17 protein-coding genes are annotated in these 16,933 nt (G+C 68.6%); 4 read left to right on the top strand and 13 right to left on the bottom strand.

Annotated features, from left to right (window positions below; all coding sequences use genetic code 11):
- Nucleotides 1–38 precede the first annotated feature (38 nt).
- Genes efeB through thpR form a run of 4 tightly spaced genes read right to left on the bottom strand, consistent with a single transcriptional unit; the run spans nucleotide 39 to nucleotide 3,972 of the window.
- Nucleotides 39–1,364, bottom strand: coding sequence for an iron uptake transporter deferrochelatase/peroxidase subunit (gene efeB, locus JOF29_RS04960; RefSeq protein ID WP_209693053.1), 1,326 nt, complete (start codon nucleotides 1,362–1,364; stop codon nucleotides 39–41).
- Nucleotides 1,361–2,500, bottom strand: a complete 1,140-nt coding sequence (efeO, locus tag JOF29_RS04955; protein WP_209693052.1) for an iron uptake system protein EfeO — start codon at nucleotides 2,498–2,500, stop codon at nucleotides 1,361–1,363. The genes efeB and efeO overlap by 4 nt, the downstream gene beginning before the upstream one ends.
- Before the next feature lie 13 nt (nucleotides 2,501–2,513).
- Entirely contained in the window at nucleotides 2,514–3,362 is an 849-nt protein-coding gene (gene efeU, locus JOF29_RS04950) for an iron uptake transporter permease EfeU (RefSeq protein ID WP_209693051.1), read from the bottom strand.
- Between the two features lie 46 nt (nucleotides 3,363–3,408).
- Nucleotides 3,409–3,972 carry an RNA 2',3'-cyclic phosphodiesterase gene (gene thpR, locus JOF29_RS04945; protein ID WP_209693050.1) on the bottom strand — a complete coding sequence of 188 codons (564 nt, stop codon included), beginning with the start codon at nucleotides 3,970–3,972 and terminating at the stop codon, nucleotides 3,409–3,411.
- Between the two features lie 34 nt (nucleotides 3,973–4,006).
- Here thpR and JOF29_RS04940 point away from each other — a divergent pair, with 34 nt between their 5' ends.
- Nucleotides 4,007–5,455 (top strand): LLM class flavin-dependent oxidoreductase, encoded by a 1,449-nt coding sequence (locus tag JOF29_RS04940; RefSeq protein ID WP_209693049.1) that lies wholly within the window; start codon nucleotides 4,007–4,009, stop codon nucleotides 5,453–5,455.
- Here the strand turns inward: JOF29_RS04940 and JOF29_RS04935 are convergent.
- Nucleotides 5,438–6,832 carry a mycothione reductase gene (locus tag JOF29_RS04935; RefSeq protein ID WP_209693048.1) on the bottom strand — a complete coding sequence of 465 codons (1,395 nt, stop codon included), beginning with the start codon at nucleotides 6,830–6,832 and terminating at the stop codon, nucleotides 5,438–5,440. The genes JOF29_RS04940 and JOF29_RS04935 overlap by 18 nt on opposite strands.
- Nucleotides 6,833–6,896: 64 nt before the next feature.
- Here JOF29_RS04935 and JOF29_RS04930 point away from each other — a divergent pair, with 64 nt between their 5' ends.
- On the top strand, nucleotides 6,897–7,598 hold the full coding sequence (locus tag JOF29_RS04930) for a DUF4429 domain-containing protein (protein WP_209693047.1): 702 nt from the start codon (nucleotides 6,897–6,899) through the stop codon (nucleotides 7,596–7,598).
- A gap of 82 nt (nucleotides 7,599–7,680) precedes the next feature.
- Here the strand turns inward: JOF29_RS04930 and JOF29_RS04925 are convergent, their stop codons facing one another.
- Nucleotides 7,681–9,039: an MFS transporter gene (locus JOF29_RS04925; protein ID WP_209693046.1), complete on the bottom strand. Its 1,359-nt coding sequence runs from the start codon at nucleotides 9,037–9,039 to the stop codon at nucleotides 7,681–7,683.
- A complete protein-coding gene (locus JOF29_RS04920; RefSeq protein WP_209693045.1) occupies nucleotides 9,036–9,485 on the bottom strand; it encodes a MarR family winged helix-turn-helix transcriptional regulator in 450 nt (149 codons plus the stop codon). Before JOF29_RS04920 ends, JOF29_RS04925 begins: the two co-directional genes overlap by 4 nt.
- A gap of 82 nt (nucleotides 9,486–9,567) precedes the next feature.
- Between JOF29_RS04920 and JOF29_RS04915 the strand changes: the two genes are divergently transcribed.
- Nucleotides 9,568–10,665 (top strand): hypothetical protein, encoded by a 1,098-nt coding sequence (locus JOF29_RS04915; protein WP_209693044.1) that lies wholly within the window; start codon nucleotides 9,568–9,570, stop codon nucleotides 10,663–10,665.
- On the opposite strand, the gene JOF29_RS04910 is transcribed toward JOF29_RS04915, so the two are convergent.
- Complete coding sequence (locus JOF29_RS04910) at nucleotides 10,592–12,670, bottom strand: S9 family peptidase (protein WP_307863149.1); 2,079 nt, start codon at nucleotides 12,668–12,670, stop codon at nucleotides 10,592–10,594. The two genes, JOF29_RS04915 and JOF29_RS04910, sit on opposite strands and share 74 nt — an antisense overlap.
- A gap of 5 nt (nucleotides 12,671–12,675) precedes the next feature.
- Nucleotides 12,676–14,148: an NCS2 family permease gene (locus JOF29_RS04905; RefSeq protein ID WP_209693043.1), complete on the bottom strand. Its 1,473-nt coding sequence runs from the start codon at nucleotides 14,146–14,148 to the stop codon at nucleotides 12,676–12,678.
- Nucleotides 14,149–14,221: 73 nt separating this feature from the next.
- Between JOF29_RS04905 and JOF29_RS04900 the strand changes: the two genes are divergently transcribed.
- Nucleotides 14,222–14,533: a DUF2530 domain-containing protein gene (locus JOF29_RS04900; RefSeq protein ID WP_209693042.1), complete on the top strand. Its 312-nt coding sequence runs from the start codon at nucleotides 14,222–14,224 to the stop codon at nucleotides 14,531–14,533.
- A gap of 480 nt (nucleotides 14,534–15,013) precedes the next feature.
- Here JOF29_RS04900 and JOF29_RS46295 read toward each other — a convergent pair whose 3' ends face one another.
- The 4 genes from JOF29_RS46295 to JOF29_RS04885 form a co-directional block, all read right to left on the bottom strand.
- Complete coding sequence (locus tag JOF29_RS46295) at nucleotides 15,014–15,136, bottom strand: VapC50 family PIN domain-containing toxin (RefSeq protein ID WP_504739543.1); 123 nt, start codon at nucleotides 15,134–15,136, stop codon at nucleotides 15,014–15,016.
- A gap of 20 nt (nucleotides 15,137–15,156) precedes the next feature.
- Complete coding sequence (locus JOF29_RS45885) at nucleotides 15,157–15,336, bottom strand: PIN domain-containing protein (protein WP_209693041.1); 180 nt, start codon at nucleotides 15,334–15,336, stop codon at nucleotides 15,157–15,159.
- 99 nt (nucleotides 15,337–15,435) lie between these two features.
- The gene (locus JOF29_RS04890; protein WP_209693040.1) at nucleotides 15,436–15,885 is read right to left on the bottom strand and encodes a helix-turn-helix domain-containing protein; all 450 of its coding nucleotides are present in this window, start codon (nucleotides 15,883–15,885) and stop codon (nucleotides 15,436–15,438) included.
- A gap of 169 nt (nucleotides 15,886–16,054) precedes the next feature.
- Nucleotides 16,055–16,855, bottom strand: coding sequence for a DUF3027 domain-containing protein (locus JOF29_RS04885; RefSeq protein WP_209693039.1), 801 nt, complete (start codon nucleotides 16,853–16,855; stop codon nucleotides 16,055–16,057).
- Between the last annotated feature and the right edge of the window lie 78 nt (nucleotides 16,856–16,933).

The following is a 16,933-nucleotide window of genomic DNA, read 5'->3' as shown; positions in this document are numbered from 1 at the left end:
CCGAGGGCGATAACCCACAGTTCTTCGGACGCAACGAGTCAGGCGAAGAGTTTTTCGCCCCAGTAGGAGCCGGGGGTGACGCCGGGTGGGCAGGCGAAGATGCCGGAGCCCACGTGGTGGATGTACTCGTTCATCTTGTCGTTCTTGGCCAGGTGGTTCTGGATCGGGATGAACTGTTTGCGGGGGTCGCGCTGGTAGGCGAGGAAGAACAGGCCCGCGTCGAGGCGGCCGAGGCCGTCGGAGCCGTCGACGAAGTTGTAGCCGCGGCGGAGGAGTTCGGCGCCGTCGTTGAACTGGGGGTGGGCCAGCCGGACGTGTGAGTCGGCCGGCATCTTCGGTTCGCCGTCGGCCTGCTTGGCGTTGAAGTCGATCGCGTCGAACTCGTCGGCCTTGCCCAGCGGGGCGCCGGTGCCTTTGCCGCGGCCGATGATGCCTTCCTGCTCGCCGAGCGACGTACGGTCCCAGATCTCGATGTTCATCCGGATCCGCCGCGACACCAGGTACGAGCCGCCGACCATCCAGTCCGGGCCGTCCTCGGGCTGGACCCAGAGCTGCTGCTCGAGCTTGGCGGCGTCCTCGAGCTTGAGGTTGTTCGTACCGTCCTTGAAGCCGAACAGGTTCCGCGGGGTTGCCTGCGCGCGGGACGTGGACGACGTACGGCCGAAGCCGAGTTGGGAGTAGCGGACGACGGTACGCCCGAAGCCGATGCGGGCGAGGTTGCGGATCGCGTGGACGGCCACCTGGGGGTCGTCGGAGCAGGCCTGTACGGCGATGTCACCGTACGAGCGGGCGTCCTCGAGGTCGTCGCCGATGAAGTGCGGGAGGTCCACGAGCGCCTTCGGGCGTTTCGCGGCGAGGCCGAACCGTTTGTCGAACAGGGACGGGCCGAAGCCGACGGTGATGGTCAGGTGCGCCGGCGGCAGGCCGACCGCCTCGCCGGTGTCCTCCGGCGGCGCCTCGTCCGGGCCGTTCACCGCGCCGTACTGCCCGATGTCACGGCCGGCGGTGAGGAGCGCGGCTGCGGCGGTCCATTCCTTCAGCAGCGCGATCAGCTCTTCGCGCTTGGTCGTCGTCACGTCGAACGCCGCGAAGTGCAACCGGTCCTGCACAGGCGTGGTGATCCCCGCCTGATGAGTCCCATGGAACTCAACCGGCCCGTTGTTGTCCACAGCCTGCGACGGCTCCGCGGACACCGCCGAATGTACGGCGTATCCCGCGACCCCGGTCGCCACCGCAGCTCCCGCCGCGCCGAACAACCCGCGCCGAGAAAAGCCTCTCCGCCGCGCCGGCTCCGCCGGGGTGGCGGCGGGAGAAGTGGCAGGCTGCTCGCCCGCGATGGGCTCAGGTGCTGTGTCGTCGGTCATTTCTTCGCGATCACTCCGGCTACCTGGCTGACCGGCTCGGCCAGACCGTCTACCACCGCGGCGAGGGTCTTCTTCTCCGCCTCCGTGGCCGTATAGGGCTTGAAGCCGTCGCCCACGCGGTACTTGTCCAGCGCCGCGAAGACCGCCTTGAACTGGGTGTCCAGCTGGGTGACGAGCGCCGCGTCGCGGGTCTGCAGTGCCGGGCGGAGGGCCTGGATCGCGGCCTGGGAACCCTCGACGTTCGCCTGGAAGTCCCACAGGTCGGTGTGCGAGTAGCGGTCCTCCTCGCCGGTGACCTTGCCGGTCGCGACCTCGTCGAGCAGGCTCTTGGCACCGTTCGCGAGCTGCAACGGGTTGAGCTTCACGGTCTTCGCCTTCGCCACCACCGTCTTGACGTCGAACAGCAACTGGTCGGCGTACTTCTCGACGCCCTTGGTGGTGTTACCGACCCAGAGCGCCTGCTCGATCCGGTGGTACCCGGTCCACTCCGTGCCGGGCTCCACGTCGTTCACGCGGGCGTCGATCTTCGGATCCAGATCACCGAACGAACTCGCCACCGGCTCGATCCGCTCCCAGTACGTCCGGGACACCGGGAACAGCGCCTTCGCCTTCGCCACGTCACCGGCCTTCACCGCGGTGACGAACTCCGTCGTCTTCTCCACGAACGCCACCGTCTGCGAGTTCACGTACCGCTGGTAGCTGTCCGTCGCCTGCTTCAGCAGCGCGTCCTCGGAGGCCTGCGCGGGTGCGTTGCCGGTGACGGTCAGGTCGCCGCGGATGCCGTTGCCGACCATGCCCGGCTTGCAGACCGCCTGGTACTTGCCGGTCGGCAGCTCGACGATCAGGTCCCGCTTCAGGCCCGGCCCGATGTTCTCGACCTCGCCCATCACGCGGTCGCCGTCGGCGTACACGTAGAACTCGGTGATCTTGCTGCCACCGTTGGAGATCGAGAACGTGCTGGTGCCGGACTTCACGTCCCGTCGGCTCAGGTCGCAGCCCGAGTCGGTCGCCTGCACCGACACCGGCCCGGTGCCGTCGTCCTTCGCCGCCGGATCGTTCTTCGCACACGCGCTGAGTGCGGCGAGACCGATGACGACACCAACAATCGAGGCCTTCCGGCCGAGTGACGCAGACATGTTTCTCCTGAGATCAGGCCGCTTTGTGGGCGGTCGTCGCCGGCACAGCAGGCGGGGTGGAGCTCTTCACCGGGCGGAAGTACAGGAACAGCACAGGGACGAGGTAGACGACCCAGGCGGTCGCCTCCAGCACGGTCGGTGCCGGGTTGAAGTTGAAGATGCCCTTCAGCAGTACGCCGTACCAACTGGTCGGCGGGATCACGTGCGAGATGTCGAAGGCGAGGTGACCGATGCCGGGCACCAGGCCGGACTCCTGCAGATCGTGGACGCCGTACGCGAAGATGCCGGCCGCGACCAGCACCAGCACCGCGCCGGTCCACTTGAAGAACACCGCGAGGTTGATCTTCACCGCGCCCTTGTAGATCGCGATCCCGAGCAGCACCGAGGTGGCCAGGCCGAGCAGCACGCCGATCAGCGGTACGGCGGTGGTCGCGAGCGCGGCCGACGCGTACACGATGAACGCGGTCTCGATGCTCTCCCGGAAGACCGCGAGGAAGGCCAGGATGACGACCGCACGGGAACCGACCTCGAGGGCCTCCCCCATCCGGTCGCGCAGCTCCTTGGCGATGCTCCGGGACGCCTTGCGCATCCAGAAGATCATCCAGGTGACGAAGCCGACCGCGAGGATCGACATCACACCGCCGACGATCTCCTGGGTGGTGAACGACTTCGCGGTCAGCGCGGTGACGAACTGCAGCAGTCCCCAGGCGGCGGCCGCCACGGCGAGGGCCGTGACGACACCGATCCAGACCAGTTTGAGCCGATCCCGATGCCCGGACTTGACCAGGAACGTCGCGAGGATGCTGACCACCAGCGATGCCTCGAGTCCTTCACGCAGTCCGATCAGATAGTTCGCGAGCATGGCGGGAGAACCTTCATCTTCTTAGGTACGGCTAACCTTGATGAGGTTAGCCTAAGAAGTCCCATTCGCCTACCGTGATGTACGCCGCACTGTGGCCCGGGCCCTCGCCCAGCCGGGACTCGATCAGCTGCAGGCTGCCCGCGGTCCACGCCGGGCTCTCGTAGTTCTCGAAGACCCGCACCCACTTGGTGACGTCCAGCTGCCGACGCAACCGCGCCAGCGTCAGGTGCGGCGTGAACTTCCGGCCCTCGACCTCGATCCCAGCCCGGTTGGCCGCCGCTCGGGTGGTCACGGACAAGTGCTTCAGCGACTCCGTGTCGTCGCGGACCCCGGCGTACAGCACCCGCGCGTCCGGTACGCCGGGAAACGCACCCGCCCCGGCGATCTGCAACTCGAACGGCCGCTGCCGCCCCGCGGCCAGCTCCAGCCGCTCCTCCAGCTCCTCGGTCTTCCAGTCCGGCACGTCGCCGAGGAACGCCAGCGTGATGTGCCAGTGCTCGTCCGCCGCCCACCGGATGTCGTCGTCCGGATGCTCCCGGCGCGGCTCGACGAACTCGCTCAGATCCTCCACAACCTCGGTCGGCGGCACCACAGCCACGAACAATCGCATCCGGAGATGCTATCGGTGGAGGAAACTGCTTTTCATGGAGCTCAAGCTGCCGTCGCCGTGTGTGGTGATCCTGGTCGGGCCGGGTGCGTCGGGGAAGTCGGCGTGGGCGGCGGAGCATTTCGGGGGCGAGCTGATCGTTTCGAGTGATCGGTTGCGGGCGTTGGTGGGTGCTGGGGAGGACGACATCGCGGCCAGTGCGGATGCGTTCGCGTTGCTGGAAGAGGTGGTGGGGCAACGAATCCGGCGTGGGCTGACGACTGTTGTCGACACCTTGGGACTGGATCGCGAGCGGCGGGTGCGGTGGTTGGCGGCGGCGCGGGAGGCGGGGATGGCCTGTGTTGCGGTGGGTTTCGACACGCCGGCCGAGGAGTGCCGGCGGCGGAATCGGGAGCGTACGGCGAAGCGGATTCCGGCTGATGCTCTGACGTCGCAGCTGAGGGCGTGGCGGCGGGTGAAGGACGAGTTGGCGGCGGAGGGGTACGACGACGTACTCGAGCCGGCTGCTGCCCGGGTGGTGCCGACTGCGTTCGTCGAGTCGGCTGCGGCGCAGGCCCGGCAGTCCGAGGCGCCGGTGGGGTTGCGGTTCGGGTTGCAGTTGAGCAGTTATACGCACAAGGGGGCTACGGCCGAGTGGATCCGGGAGGTTGCTGGGCGGGCCGAGGCGGCCGGGTTCGATGCGATCTATGTGATGGATCATTTCCGGCAGATTCCGCAGGTGGGGCGGGCCTGGGAGGATTTCCTGGAGAGCTGGACGACGCTCGGATTTCTCGCTGCCTGTACGACGCGCGTGCGGCTGGGCACGCTGGTCTCGGGTGTCACGTACCGGAACGTCGCCCATCTGGGGAAGATCGCGGCGACGCTTGATGTGTTGAGTGGTGGGCGGGCGGTGTGTGGCGTCGGGCTGGCGTGGTTCGAGGCCGAGCACAAGGCGTACGGGTGGCCGTTTCCGGCGGTGAGCGAGCGGTACGCGTTGCTGGAGGACACGTTGCAGTTGCTGCCTGTTTTATGGGGACCGGGCAACAAACCGTTCCACGGCAAGGTTCTGGACGTACCTGACACCACCTGTTATCCACGTCCGCTGCAGGACCATCTCCCACTGCTGGTCGGCGGGAGCGGCCGCAGGACCCTCCGCCTGGCCGGCCGCTACGCCGATGCCGTGAACGTCTTCGGCGATGTGGCGGCGGTGCGTGAGCGGGCGGCGTATCTGCGGCAGGTGAGCTCGAGGCCGCTCGAGGTAACTCATCTCTCCACAACGCTTGCAGGAAAGGACAAGAATCAGCTCGACCAGTTGATTCGCAAGCTCCGGCCGCGGAACGTGAACCCGGAGAAGTACGCCGCAACGGTCAACGCAGGAACCGTCGACGACCAGATCGGCCGCTTCCGCGAACTCTCCGAGGCCGGGGTGACCGAGGTGATGCTCAGCCTCCCCGACCTCGACACGATCGAGACCGTCGCCGACGTGATCTCAGCTTTCCGGGTGTAGATCGAGCTGCAGCAGGGCGTTCTCGATCAGCTCGGGCATCGCCGGGTGGATCCAGTACTGGCCGCGGGCCATCGTGTAGGCGTCCAGGCCGAAGCTCATCGCCTGGATCACCGGCTGGATCACGGTCGGGGCCTGCGGGCCGATGATGTGGCAGCCGATGATCTGCCCGCTGTCCGGGTCGGCCAGGACCTTCGCGAACCCGGTGGTGTCCTCCATCGCCCAGCCGTACGCGATGTCGGCGTACCGCTGAACCGCTGCCACATAAGGGATCCCCCGCTCCCGCGCCTGGTCCTCGGTGAGCCCGACGGAGGCGATCTGCGGCGAGCTGAACACCGCGTGCGGGACGAACCGGTGGTCGGACTCGATCCGGTCGCCGGGGTTCAGCAGGTTGTGCTTCACCACCCGGGCCTCGTGGTTCGCGACATGCTTCAGCTGGTGCGGGTTCGTCACGTCGCCGAGTGCGTAGATGCCGTCGACGCTGGTCTGCTGGTATTTGTCGACCACCACGCGGCCCGCGCTGTCGACCTCGACGCCGGTCGCGCCCGGGTTCAGCAGGTCCGAGTTCGGTTCCCGGCCGACCGCGACCAGGAGCTCGTCGACGACCAGTTCCTCGGCGCCGTCCGGGTGCAGCATCGTGAGTGCGATCGAGCCGTCGTCGCGGCGGGCCACCCGGACGGTTTCCCGGCTCAGCCGTACGTCGTACTTCTGCTGCGCGATCTCCGTGTACCGTGCGGCGACCTCGGCGTCCTCGTGCCGGAGCAGTTCCGTGGACCTGGCAACGATCGTCACCTCGACGCCGAACGCCGCGAACACGTGCGCGAACTCGGCCGCGACGAACCCGCTGCCGATGATCGCGATCCGGCGCGGCAGCTCGTCCAGCCGCATGATCGTGTTCGAGGTGTGGTACCCGGTCTCCTCGAGGCCCGGGATCGGCGGCACCACCGGGCGGCTGCCGGTGGCGATCACGAACCGCTCGGCGCTGAACACGCTGGTCGAGCCGTCCACGTTGTCGACGGTCAGCTCCTTGAACCCGGTGAACCGTCCGGTGCCGTCGTACATGTGCACGCCTGGGTTGTGGTGCCGGTACTCCGATCCGCCCGCGGAGATCGGGTCGATCCGGCCGAAGATCCGGTCCCGGACGTCGGTCCAGCGGACGCCCAGGAGCTGCTCGTCGACGCCGTACCGCGAACTCACCGACGGGGTCGCCGCGACGTCGGCGGCGTGCACGAACATCTTGGTCGGGATGCAGCCGAAGTTCAGGCAGGTGCCGCCGAACGTCCCGCGCTCGACGATCGCCACCTTCCAGTCCGCGAACCGCTGGTTCACGATCGTGTTCCCGGATCCGGTCCCGATGACGACGAGGTCGTAAGTGGTCACACCCCATTGTGCGCGTTACACCCCTGAGGCTGCGGTGGACCTGGTCACCAGGGAGGATGGGTGGGTGGCAGGTGGTGAGCTGACGAGCACGTACGGCACGGTCGTCTGGGACGGCGTCGGGACCCTTCGGATCCGGTACGACGGGACGCGGCCGGGGCTCGATCCGTTGGCCGGCTCGTTGCGGACCCGCCTGGGGGAACGGGTATTGCCGGTCGAGGCGTTGCAGTCGGTCGAGGTCGTCGGGAACGGCCTCCGCCTGGTGCTGCGGGACGGGGCCGACCCGCTTCAGGCGGTCAGCGGTGTGGACGTCCTCGGCGACCTGTACGACTTCCCGGACGTCGACCGAGCGGTCGCGGAGCAGGTCCGCCGCGAGATCCGCCGTACGCTCGCACGGCGCGACGTACCGGCCGCGGCTGCCCGCTGGCTGCTCGCGCCCCCGGCGGCGCCGGATCGGCTCGAGGGCCGGGACGCGACGCTTTCGGTGGCGAGCGGGCAGCTCACGTTCGCCTATCACCGGGGTGCGGGCCGGAGGAAGCGGGCGCTCGGCAACCCGTGGTCGGTGCCGCTGGACACGATCCTCGACGTGGAGTGGCGCCCGGACCGGGGCGGGATCGGCGGGCGCGGCTACCTGCGGATCCGCACCGGGCGGACGCCGCTCGAGCGGCCGAAGCCCAAGCACGACCCGGCCGCGATGGTCACCCGGCGGGGGTCCGACGTCGACGCGCTCTTCTTCGCCGCCCGCCTGTTCACCCGGATCCGCCCGTAGGCGGACCGCCACGCAGGCAAAACCCCTCGTTTCGAGGGGTCTTCGCCCTGGCCGGGCGGGTTTTGCCTGCGTGGGCGTCCAGCTAAGCGACCCGCGGCCTCGTCGGCTCCGGCACCGGGCCAGGCTCCGGCGCGAGCTCGGGCTCTGGTGCGGGGGCCGCGTCGACGGCTGCCTTGTCGCCGAGTAGTTCGGTCTGTGGGAGTACTTCGAGGTGCGGGCGTGGGAGCAGCCGCGGGCGGATCGAGAGGCCGCGCTTGCGGGAGAAGTACAGCACCGAACCGACCGCACCGACCACGGTCAGCCCGCCGCCGACGATCAGCGACCAGCGGGCACCCATCGTCTGGCCGACCCAGCCGATGAACGGGCCGCCGATCGGCGTACCGCCCATCAGCACCGTCATGTACAGCGCCATCACCCGGCCGCGCATGGTCGGCTCGATACTCAGCTGCATGGTCGCGTTCGCCGAGGTCAGCATGGTCAGCGAGGTCAGCCCGACCAGCGGCAGCACCAGCGCGAACGTCAGGTACGTCGGCATCAGCGCGCTGACGATCTCGAAGAGGCCGAACAGCACCGCCGCTCCGATCACCAGCCGCGCCCGGATCCGCACCCGGCGGGCGGCCAGCAACGCACCGGACAGCGACCCGATCGCGAGCACCGACCCGAGCAGGCCGTACTCCCCCGCGCCCTTGTGGAACGCCTCGGTCGCCATCAGCGCCGACGTCATCTGGAAGTTCAGCCCGAAGGTGCCCGCGAAGAACACCGTGACCAGGATCATCATCAGCTCCGGCCGGCGCCACAGGTACCGCATGCCGTCCCGGATCATGCCCTTCTCGCGGGCCGCGGGCTTGGGTGTGTACAGCTCGGAGACGCGCATCATCCGCAACGACAGGATCACCGCGGAGTAGGTGAAGGCGTTGATCATGATCACCGGACCGGTGCCGATCCAGCTGATCAGCACCCCGGCCAGCGCCGGGCCGAACAGCCGGGCCGCGTTGAACGACGCCGAGTTCAGCCCGACCGCGTTCGCCAGCTCGTCGTGCCCGACCATCTCGACCACGAACGCCTGCCGGGCCGGCGCGTCGAAGGCGGTGCCGACGCCGAACAGCAGCGCGAGCAGGAACACCTGCCACGGCTGGACCACTCCGGCGACCGTGAGGCCGCCGAGGACCAGCGCGACGAAGGCCATCGCGATCTGGGTGTAGGTCAGCAGTTGACGCTTGGGCATCCGGTCGGCGAGCAGACCGGCGTACGGACCGAGGAGGAGTGCGGGGAGGAACTGCAGGCCGGTGACGATGCCGAGCGCGGCGCCGGAGTGGGTCAGCTCCAGGACCAGCCAGTCCTGGGCGACACGCTGCATCCAGGTGCCGACGTTCGAGACGATCGCGCCGGAGGCGTAGAGCCGGAAGTTCCGGACTTTGAACGCACGGAAGGTGGGGCTCATCGAGCCGCCAGCCGTTCGAGAACAGGTGCTGCCTTGCGCAGGATGTCGCGCTCCTCGGGGGTCAGTTGTTTCAGCTTCGTCTGCAGCCACTCGTCGCGGCGCCGGCGGTTCGCCAGGATCAGTTCGTCGGCGCGGCCGGTGAGCTCGACGACGATCTGCCGCTTGTCGGTCGGATGCGGCCGGCGGACCAGCAGGCCCGCCTCCTCCATGTTGGTGACGATCCGCGTCATCGACGGCGGCTTGACCTGCTCGTGGGCGGCCAGCTCGCCGATCGTCATCGCGTCGTGCTTGGACAATGCGCCGAGCACGCTGAGCTGGTTCGCGGTGAGGTCGTGACCGGGCTCGCGCTGCCGGCGGATCTGCCGGGACAGCCGCAGGGTCGACGACCGCAGGGCACTCGCCAGCCCGACGTCACTCTTCACCTGCTGCGCTACGACTTCGGGCATGTCTTTACCTTAACTCATTACCTTTGCTAACTAAAACACGCGCCCACGGGCTGGTATTCCCGGCACCGCTAGAGTTCCCGGCATGAGTGCTCAGCTGGAGCGGTACGAGCAGCGGTTCCGGCGGGCGGGGCTGCCGCTGTTCATCGAGGACTTCTCGCCGACGCACGACATCTTCACCCGGGCGGCGCCGCTGCTCGTGGTGGTGTTCCTGGTCGAGATGCTCGGCGCCACCTCGCTCGACTGGCATTGGTGGCAGAACCTGCTGGCCGCGCTCGGCGGGCTGGTCGTGCTGGTCGTCGGGTTCGGCCTGCTGAACGGGTTCCGCGGGCGGCCGTTCTGGTCGTTGCCGACCCGCTTCGGGATCCCGGAGCTGGCGGTGTTCGTGTTCCTGCCGGCGCTGCTGCCGGTGGTCACCCAGGACCAGATCCGCCAGTTCTTCGGGATTGCCCTCGGCAACCTGCTGCTGGTCGGCCTGGTGTACGTCGTGGTCGGCTACGGCCTGATCGCGACGACGTACTGGGGTCTACGGCGGCTCGCGGGCGAGCTGGCGAACTCGGTGGCCAGCCTGATCCGCGCCCTGCCCCTGCTGCTGGTCTTCTCGCTCGTGCTGTTCGTGACAGCGGACATGTGGCAGGTCTTCGCCGGGATGCCGACCGCGTTCATCGTGCTCTCGATGGTCGCGTTCACCGCGCTCAGCACGCTGTTCCTGCTGATCCGGCTGCCGCGCGAGGTGGACGCGATCGAGCGCGACGCGGGCTCCGGCCCACCACTGCGCCGGAGCCAGCGCCTGAACCTCAGCATCAACCTGGTCGTGCGGCAGTGGATGCAGGTCCTGGTGGTAAGCGCCGGCGTCGGGCTGTTCTTCATCGGCTTCGGCATGCTGGCGATCAGCGAACACGTCTACCAGCAGTGGGGCGTGACGCCCGGCTCCTGGTCGTACCACTTCACGCTGCTGCACCATCCGCTCGTGTTGAGCGCCTCACTGGTCAAGGTTGCCGTCGGCATCGCGAACTTCACCGGCCTCTACTACTCGATCGCGCTACTCACCGACTCGACGTTCCGCACCGACTTCCTCGACAACGTCGGTACGGAACTCCGCGACCTCTTCACAGCGCGGACGGAGTACCTGGCGCTGCGGGACTCAAGTGGGTCGACAGGAACGCCAACTCCGAGCGCATGAGACCGACGGCGGCCGCGTTGTCGGGCATGTGGGTGACGTTCGACAGCGGGAGGACCTGGTGCGGACGGCCGGCTGCTGTCAGTGCTGCGGACAGCCGGAGCGTATGGGCCACGAAAACGTTGTCGTCGGCGAGGCCGTGGACCAGGAGGAGCGGTCGGCGCAGGTCGGCGGCGTACGTCATCAGTGACAGGCGGTCGTAGACCTCGGGGTTGTCACCCGGGTGCCCGAGGAACCGCTCGCGCCAGTGCGTGCTGTAGAGCCGTTGGTCGGCCGGTGCGGCGCCCGCGACGGCAGCCTGGAAGTCGTCGGGACGGAGCAGTACGGCGGCCGCGGCGAGCAGGCCGCCGTAGCTCCAGCCGCGGATGCCGACCCGGGTGAGGTCGAGTGCGCCCGTCTGTTCGGCGGCCGCGTGCAGTGCGGTCACCTGGTCCTCGAGCGGGGCCGTCAGGTTGTCGAGGTGCACGGTCTTCTCCCACGCCGGCCCGCGTCCCGGCGTACCGCGGCCGTCCGCGATCACGACGGCGAACCCGTGCTCCGCGAACCACTGCGCGGTCGCGAACGCCCCGCTCGACCGCCGCATCACCAGCTGCATCGCGGGACCGCCGTACGGCGCCATCAGCACCGGGAGCGTGCCGGATTCGTACCACGACGGGAGCAGTACGGCGGTCCGGAGTTCGAGTTCGCCGGCGCGCAGCCAGGTGACGTTGGGCGTGACAACCGGCTGGGCGGCGCGGGACTCGATCGTGCGGTCCGGTCGGCCGGGCCGTCGTACGGCGAAGGACCGGCGGGACTCGGTGTTCGACTCCACGAGGAGTGTGTCGCCCGATCGGCTCGCGGTGTGCGTACCCGGTCCGTCGCTGAGCCGCCGCAGCGCGCCGTCGTACAGCCAGAGGTGGCACTCGGTCGGCTCGTCGCTCGCCTCGAAGAGCACCTCCTCCCCGGTGACGTCCAGGACGCCGCGGACCTGCAGACCGTCCTGAGTGACCGGTACGCCGTCGATCGTCAGCCGCCGGGTACCGCCGTCGTCGGCGGTGTGCACGAGCTTGCCGGACGCCGTACGCGCGGGTGTGCCGTAGATCAGCTCGACCCACGCCGGGTCCCGCTGCTCGTGCAGGAGCTTCGTCACACCGCTGTCGGGATCACCTGCGAGGACCTGGAGCGTCCGTTGGTCGCGGGACTGTACGGCGAGCAGCGGGCCGTGCGCGTCCCACGTCACCGCGGCGAGGTACTCGTACGCCGTGCGGTCCCAGCGCAGCTCGACCTCGCCGCCGGTGAGGTCGAACGCGTGCAGCGTGACGATCGCGTTCGGCGTACCGGCGGATGGGTACGCGACCTCGCGGGGCGGGCGGTCCGGATTCGCCGGATCGGCGATCCACCAGCGCTGCACCGGGGTCTGGTCGACCCGGGCTGCGAGCAGCCGGGTCCCGTCCGGCGACCACCAGTGCCCGCGGGTCCGGCCCATCGACTCCGCGGCCTCGTGCTCGGCGAGACCCCAGCCGACCTCCGGGTCGTCGTCCGCGGCTACCGCCAGGTCGTTGCCGTCGGCAAGATCCACGATGTGCACCTGGCGGCCGGTGACGTACGCGACCCGGCGGCCGGTCGGGTCGATCCGCGGGTCCACCACCCGGCCGGCGGTCCAGATCTCGCGGGGCAGCGCGGCCGGCCCGTCGAGGTGGTAGAGCACGCCCTGGAGCGCGAAGACGATCTGCCGGGCGGTCCGGTCGGCCGAGTACGCGACGATGCCCGACGTACGCTCGCGAGTGCGCTCCCGCCGTACCCGCTCCGCCTCCGGGAGCGACCCGTCGGCGTCGAGATCCTCCGGCGCGACCACGAGCTGTTCCTCGCCGTCGGCTGTGAGTTGCCACAGGCAACTGGTGCGGTCCTCCGGGCCGGTGGTCCGGAGGAACAACACATGGTCGTTACCCAGCGTGAAGGACTTGGGCAGGCCGTGGGTGAACCGGCCGGTGCGTGCGGATTGGGCGGGGAAGTCCTCGATCGGGTCCACTCTGCTCAGGTTAGCCAGTCGGTCAGCGGGCCGATCGCGAAGTACACCACGAACAGCGCCGAGACCACCCAGAGCAGCGGGTGCACCTGGCGGCCCTTGCCGCGGACCAGCTTGAGGATCACGTACGAGACGAAGCCGGCCCCGATACCGGCCGAGATCGAGTACGTGAACGGCATCAGCACGATCGTCAGGAACGCCGGGAACGCGACCTCGAGGTCGTCGAAGTCGATCCCCTTCACCTGCTTCATCATCAGGAACCCGACCAGGATCAGCGCCGGCGTCGCGGCCTCGTACGGCACCAGCGTCACCAGCGGCGCGACCACCATCGAGATCAGGAAGCAGATCCCGGTGACCACACTCGCCAGCCCGGTCCGGGCACCCTCACCGACGCCGGACGCCGATTCGATGTACGACGTGTTGCTGGACACCGAGGCGGCACCGCCGGCGGCGGCCGCGATGCTGTCCACGATCAGGATCGCCTGCGACTTCGGCGGGATGCCGTCCGCGTCGTTCAGGCCGGCCTCGGCGCCGATCGCGGTCATCGTGCCCATCGTGTCGAAGAAGTCCGCGAGCATCAGCGTGAAGATCAGCAGCAGCGCCGACACCACACCGATCTTCCCGAACGAGCCGAACAGGTTGAACTCGCCGATCGTGTCCAGGTTCGGTTTCGTGAACCACTGGTCCGGCAGTTTCGGCACGCTCAGGCCCCAGCCGCCCGGGTTCTTGTCGGTACGGGCGCCGATGTTGCCGATCGCCTCGACGACGATCGACAGCACGGTCGCGGCCAGGATGCCGATCAGGATCGCGCCCTTCACCTTCCGGGCGTACAGGATCGCGATCAGGATCAGGCCGAACACGAACACCAGCACCGGCCAGCCGCGGAGGTTGCCGCCGACACCGAGTTCGACGGGCGGGCCACTGAGCGCGGCGGGACGGCGTACGAACCCGGCGTCGATCACGCCGATGAACGCGATGAACAGGCCGATGCCGACGCTGATCGCGATCTTCAGCTGCAGCGGTACGGCCTCGAAGACCGCCTTCCGGAAGCCGGTCAGCACCAGGACCAGGATGATCAGGCCTTCGAGGACCACCAGGCCCATCGCGTCCGCCCAGGTCATCTTGGTCGCCACCGAGAACGCCAGGAACGCGTTCAGGCCGAGGCCGGTGGCCAGCGCGAGCGGGAAGTTCGCGACCACGCCCATCAGGATCGTGACCACGCCGGCGACCAGTGCGGTGGCCACGGCGATCTTCGCGATCGCGGCCGCCGGGTCGGTACCACCGCCGACGAACTGGCCGGAGCCGTCCTTCACGGTACCGATGATCAGCGGGTTCAGCACGACGATGTAGGCCATCGTGAAGAACGTGACCAGCCCGCCACGGATCTCGCGCCCGAGCGTGGATCCGCGGTCACCGATCTTGAAGAACGAGTCGAGTGCACCGTACACGGAGCGGGCCGTCGTGGCCTGGGGCGAGCTCATGCCCCGCATAGTGCCAGTTCCTACCAGGCAGTTGCGAGCACTTACGTCAAACCGTTGCGGCTAAGGTTGGGGTGTGACGGAGGAGCAGGGGGGACCTAAGAAGCGCAGCGACCCGACCAGTCAGCTGGCGCGGGGGGAGCTGGTGCATGCGGAGGTCAAGCCGCTCGACCTGTCCGGCATCCCGAGCGTGATCACCGGGATCGCGCTCTGGGTGGTCGCGTTCGTCGTACTGCTGATCTTCCGCGGGCAGCTCAAGGACAACGGCCTCGACTGGTGGCTCTGGGTCCCGGTCGCCGGCCTCGGACTCGGCCTGATCGGCCTCTGGTACTGCAAACGCCGCTGGACCGCCATCCAAGCCGGCCACCGCCCCGCCACCGAGGACTAATCCGCCTACGCTCGACGCCTGAGGGCCACTGGCCGCGGCGGAAAGCTGCTGGCGCCGGGCGGGCGCGTACTCGCCGGCGACGGGTTCTGGCAACACCCACCATCAGCCGAGGCGATCGAGATGCCCGGCGACTTCGACACCTCGCCACCACACTCGACCACGTCACCACCGACGGCCGGACCCGGCCGAAGGCCATGTCAGCACCCGCGAGGAGCTGCACGACTACGAATGGTCGCGCTGGGGTTCGCTGGCCGCGTGGGCCTAGACCACCCGGACAACCCAGACCGCGCAAACGCCCTGCCAACCGCCACAGAACGCCGCACCGAATGGCCACACACCTACTGCACCACCTGGGCCACACCCCGAAGGCCTACCAGGAGAACCACCGCACCAACTGCACCCTCCACGACGCCCACCTGGTGCCTGGAGATCGAAGGCACCTCCCGCCCCCACTTCCTCCAGGTCGCCGCCGCGGAGGGCTCAATCGCGTAGGGCTGTGACGCTCTCGACGAGCCCCACATGTTCAAGGGAACTAAGCACGTCATCGACGGTGCCGGGTGGATTCTGCCGAGCATCTGCCATCCGTTGGACCTGGGCGTACACGGCAGGGCGGCTGAGATCAATCAGGTCCAACACGAAGTCGTCGGCGCCTCGAGCTTCGACGTTCCATGGCCGCAGACTGCTCGACGAAAATCCTTGATGTTCTCCGTGACGATTACCTGCGCATGCACCTTGATCGCAGCCGCAAGGACGTGCCGATCGTCCGCGTCCGGAAGGTCTCGTCGAGGATTTGGTCCGTCCACTTTGCCTGCACGAGGCCGGCTTGCGCGACGCGGATGAGGAGATCACGGAGGCTGTTCGGGTACAGGACGTTGGCGTCATAGACGACGGTGAACGGCACGTCAGTACAGACCCATCTCCCGGTTGAGCTCGGTGAGCTCGTCAGCAGCCTGGCGGCGCTCGCTGTCGTCCTTGCGCTTGTAGTCCAGCAGCGAGTCGACTCGAACCCGGCGATGCTTCCCGACCTTGCGGTACTCGATCGCACCGGAGTCCAGCAAGCCGATGAGGTACGGGCGGGAGACGTTGAGCAGATCGGCTGCCTGTTGCGTCGTGAGCTCCGCGTGAGCCGGAACGACCGACACGCCTTGGCCTGCTGCCATGTGGGCGAGGATCCGCGCAAGTAGCTCGACGACGCCCCGCGGCAGCGACAGCGTCTCGTCAGGATCGCCACCGACGACGACGCGAATCGCGCGTTCGTCCACGTGTGCGGACAGATAGCGCTTGACCCGGCGGAGCGCGACATCAGCCGCGTGGATCTCGGTCGCGTCCGGTCTAACGGATGCGGTGCTCATTCGTCTCCTCCTGGATCACCCGGCGCATCGGGAACCTTCATTCGAAGCATCCGCAATAATCGCAGTAAACGCAACGGCTGGATCCAGCTGTCCGCTACGGGTGGGCACCCGACGAGGCAGTCGAAGGCACGCGCCAGCTCCGAGCGCGCGGTGGGGCGTGCTGCGAGTGCTACTCGCCTGCTTGTTCGGCCAGTTCGAGGGTGTCGTAGCCGGTGGTGTCGAAGGCGTGGTCGGGGGTGGGGGGTTCGGCGAGGTCGATGGTGGCGTCGGAGTGGGCGCCGCAGCCGTAGTCGTAGGCGACCACGTGGGCCTCGCCGGGGGCCATCTCGTTGGCGCAGACGCCGAAGGCCTGGCCGAGGCTGTCGGCGAGGCGGATCCAGTAGCCACAGGAGTGGCACTTGTACGGGACTGCCTGGGCGATCGGGGACGCCGGGCCGAAGTCGCCGGCGTACCAGCGCTCGGCCGCCTCCTCGCGACCGAACTGCGAGAGCACCCGCTCGCGTCCGAGGCCGAGCTCCTCGACGACCGTGAGCACGTCCTCGGGGGCGTCCGCGGTGTCGGTGAATCCGGGCTCCAGGCGCGGGTCGTCCGGGTGCGTCGGGAACAGGTCGCCCGGACGCAGGTCGCCGGGCTGGACGCGTTCCGACCACGGGACCCACTCCGGCGCGACGACCGAGTCGTCGCCGGGGAGCATCACGACCTCGTTGATCGTGACGGTCTTCGCACGGGACGCGCGGGTCAGCGTGACGGCCCAGCGCCAGCCGCGGTACCCGGGGTGGGCGGAGGCGAAGTAGTGCGTGACGAGGCGCTCGCCCTCGACCAGGTGACCGAGGTGTTCCCCGACCTGGGCGGCACCGGCCCGGGCACCACCGGCCTGGGCGATCGCGGCCTCCCGGGCCGGTTCGACCGCCGCGACGCAGATGGCGTCGGGCTTGGCACGTACCGATTCCGGTGCTTTGACGGGAGTCACAATCGCCTATTCTCGCACGCCTCCTGCCGTACGCCGAACCGCCCACGGTCCACGTTCGTACGCGCGGTGACTGCGGTC

This window comes from Kribbella aluminosa (genome assembly GCF_017876295.1).
In the GTDB taxonomy this organism is placed as follows: domain Bacteria; phylum Actinomycetota; class Actinomycetes; order Propionibacteriales; family Kribbellaceae; genus Kribbella; species Kribbella aluminosa.
Note: the sequence above shows the minus strand (reverse complement) of the source record. Positions and strands in the feature narration are given on the sequence as shown.

What these genes read in the sequence shown, in the direction of transcription:
- efeB (WP_209693053.1), bottom strand. Translation starts at nt 1,364, where the DNA reads ATGACCGACGACACAGCACCTGAGCCCATCGCGGGCGAGCAGCCTGCC.
- efeO (WP_209693052.1), bottom strand. Translation starts at nt 2,500, where the DNA reads ATGTCTGCGTCACTCGGCCGGAAGGCCTCGATTGTTGGTGTCGTCATC.
- efeU (WP_209693051.1), bottom strand. Translation starts at nt 3,362, where the DNA reads ATGCTCGCGAACTATCTGATCGGACTGCGTGAAGGACTCGAGGCATCG.
- thpR (WP_209693050.1), bottom strand. Translation starts at nt 3,972, where the DNA reads ATGCGATTGTTCGTGGCTGTGGTGCCGCCGACCGAGGTTGTGGAGGAT.
- JOF29_RS04940 (WP_209693049.1), top strand. Translation starts at nt 4,007, where the DNA reads ATGGAGCTCAAGCTGCCGTCGCCGTGTGTGGTGATCCTGGTCGGGCCG.
- JOF29_RS04925 (WP_209693046.1), bottom strand. Translation starts at nt 9,039, where the DNA reads ATGAGCCCCACCTTCCGTGCGTTCAAAGTCCGGAACTTCCGGCTCTAC.
- JOF29_RS04920 (WP_209693045.1), bottom strand. Translation starts at nt 9,485, where the DNA reads ATGCCCGAAGTCGTAGCGCAGCAGGTGAAGAGTGACGTCGGGCTGGCG.
- JOF29_RS04915 (WP_209693044.1), top strand. Translation starts at nt 9,568, where the DNA reads ATGAGTGCTCAGCTGGAGCGGTACGAGCAGCGGTTCCGGCGGGCGGGG.
- JOF29_RS04905 (WP_209693043.1), bottom strand. Translation starts at nt 14,148, where the DNA reads ATGAGCTCGCCCCAGGCCACGACGGCCCGCTCCGTGTACGGTGCACTC.
- JOF29_RS04890 (WP_209693040.1), bottom strand. Translation starts at nt 15,885, where the DNA reads ATGAGCACCGCATCCGTTAGACCGGACGCGACCGAGATCCACGCGGCT.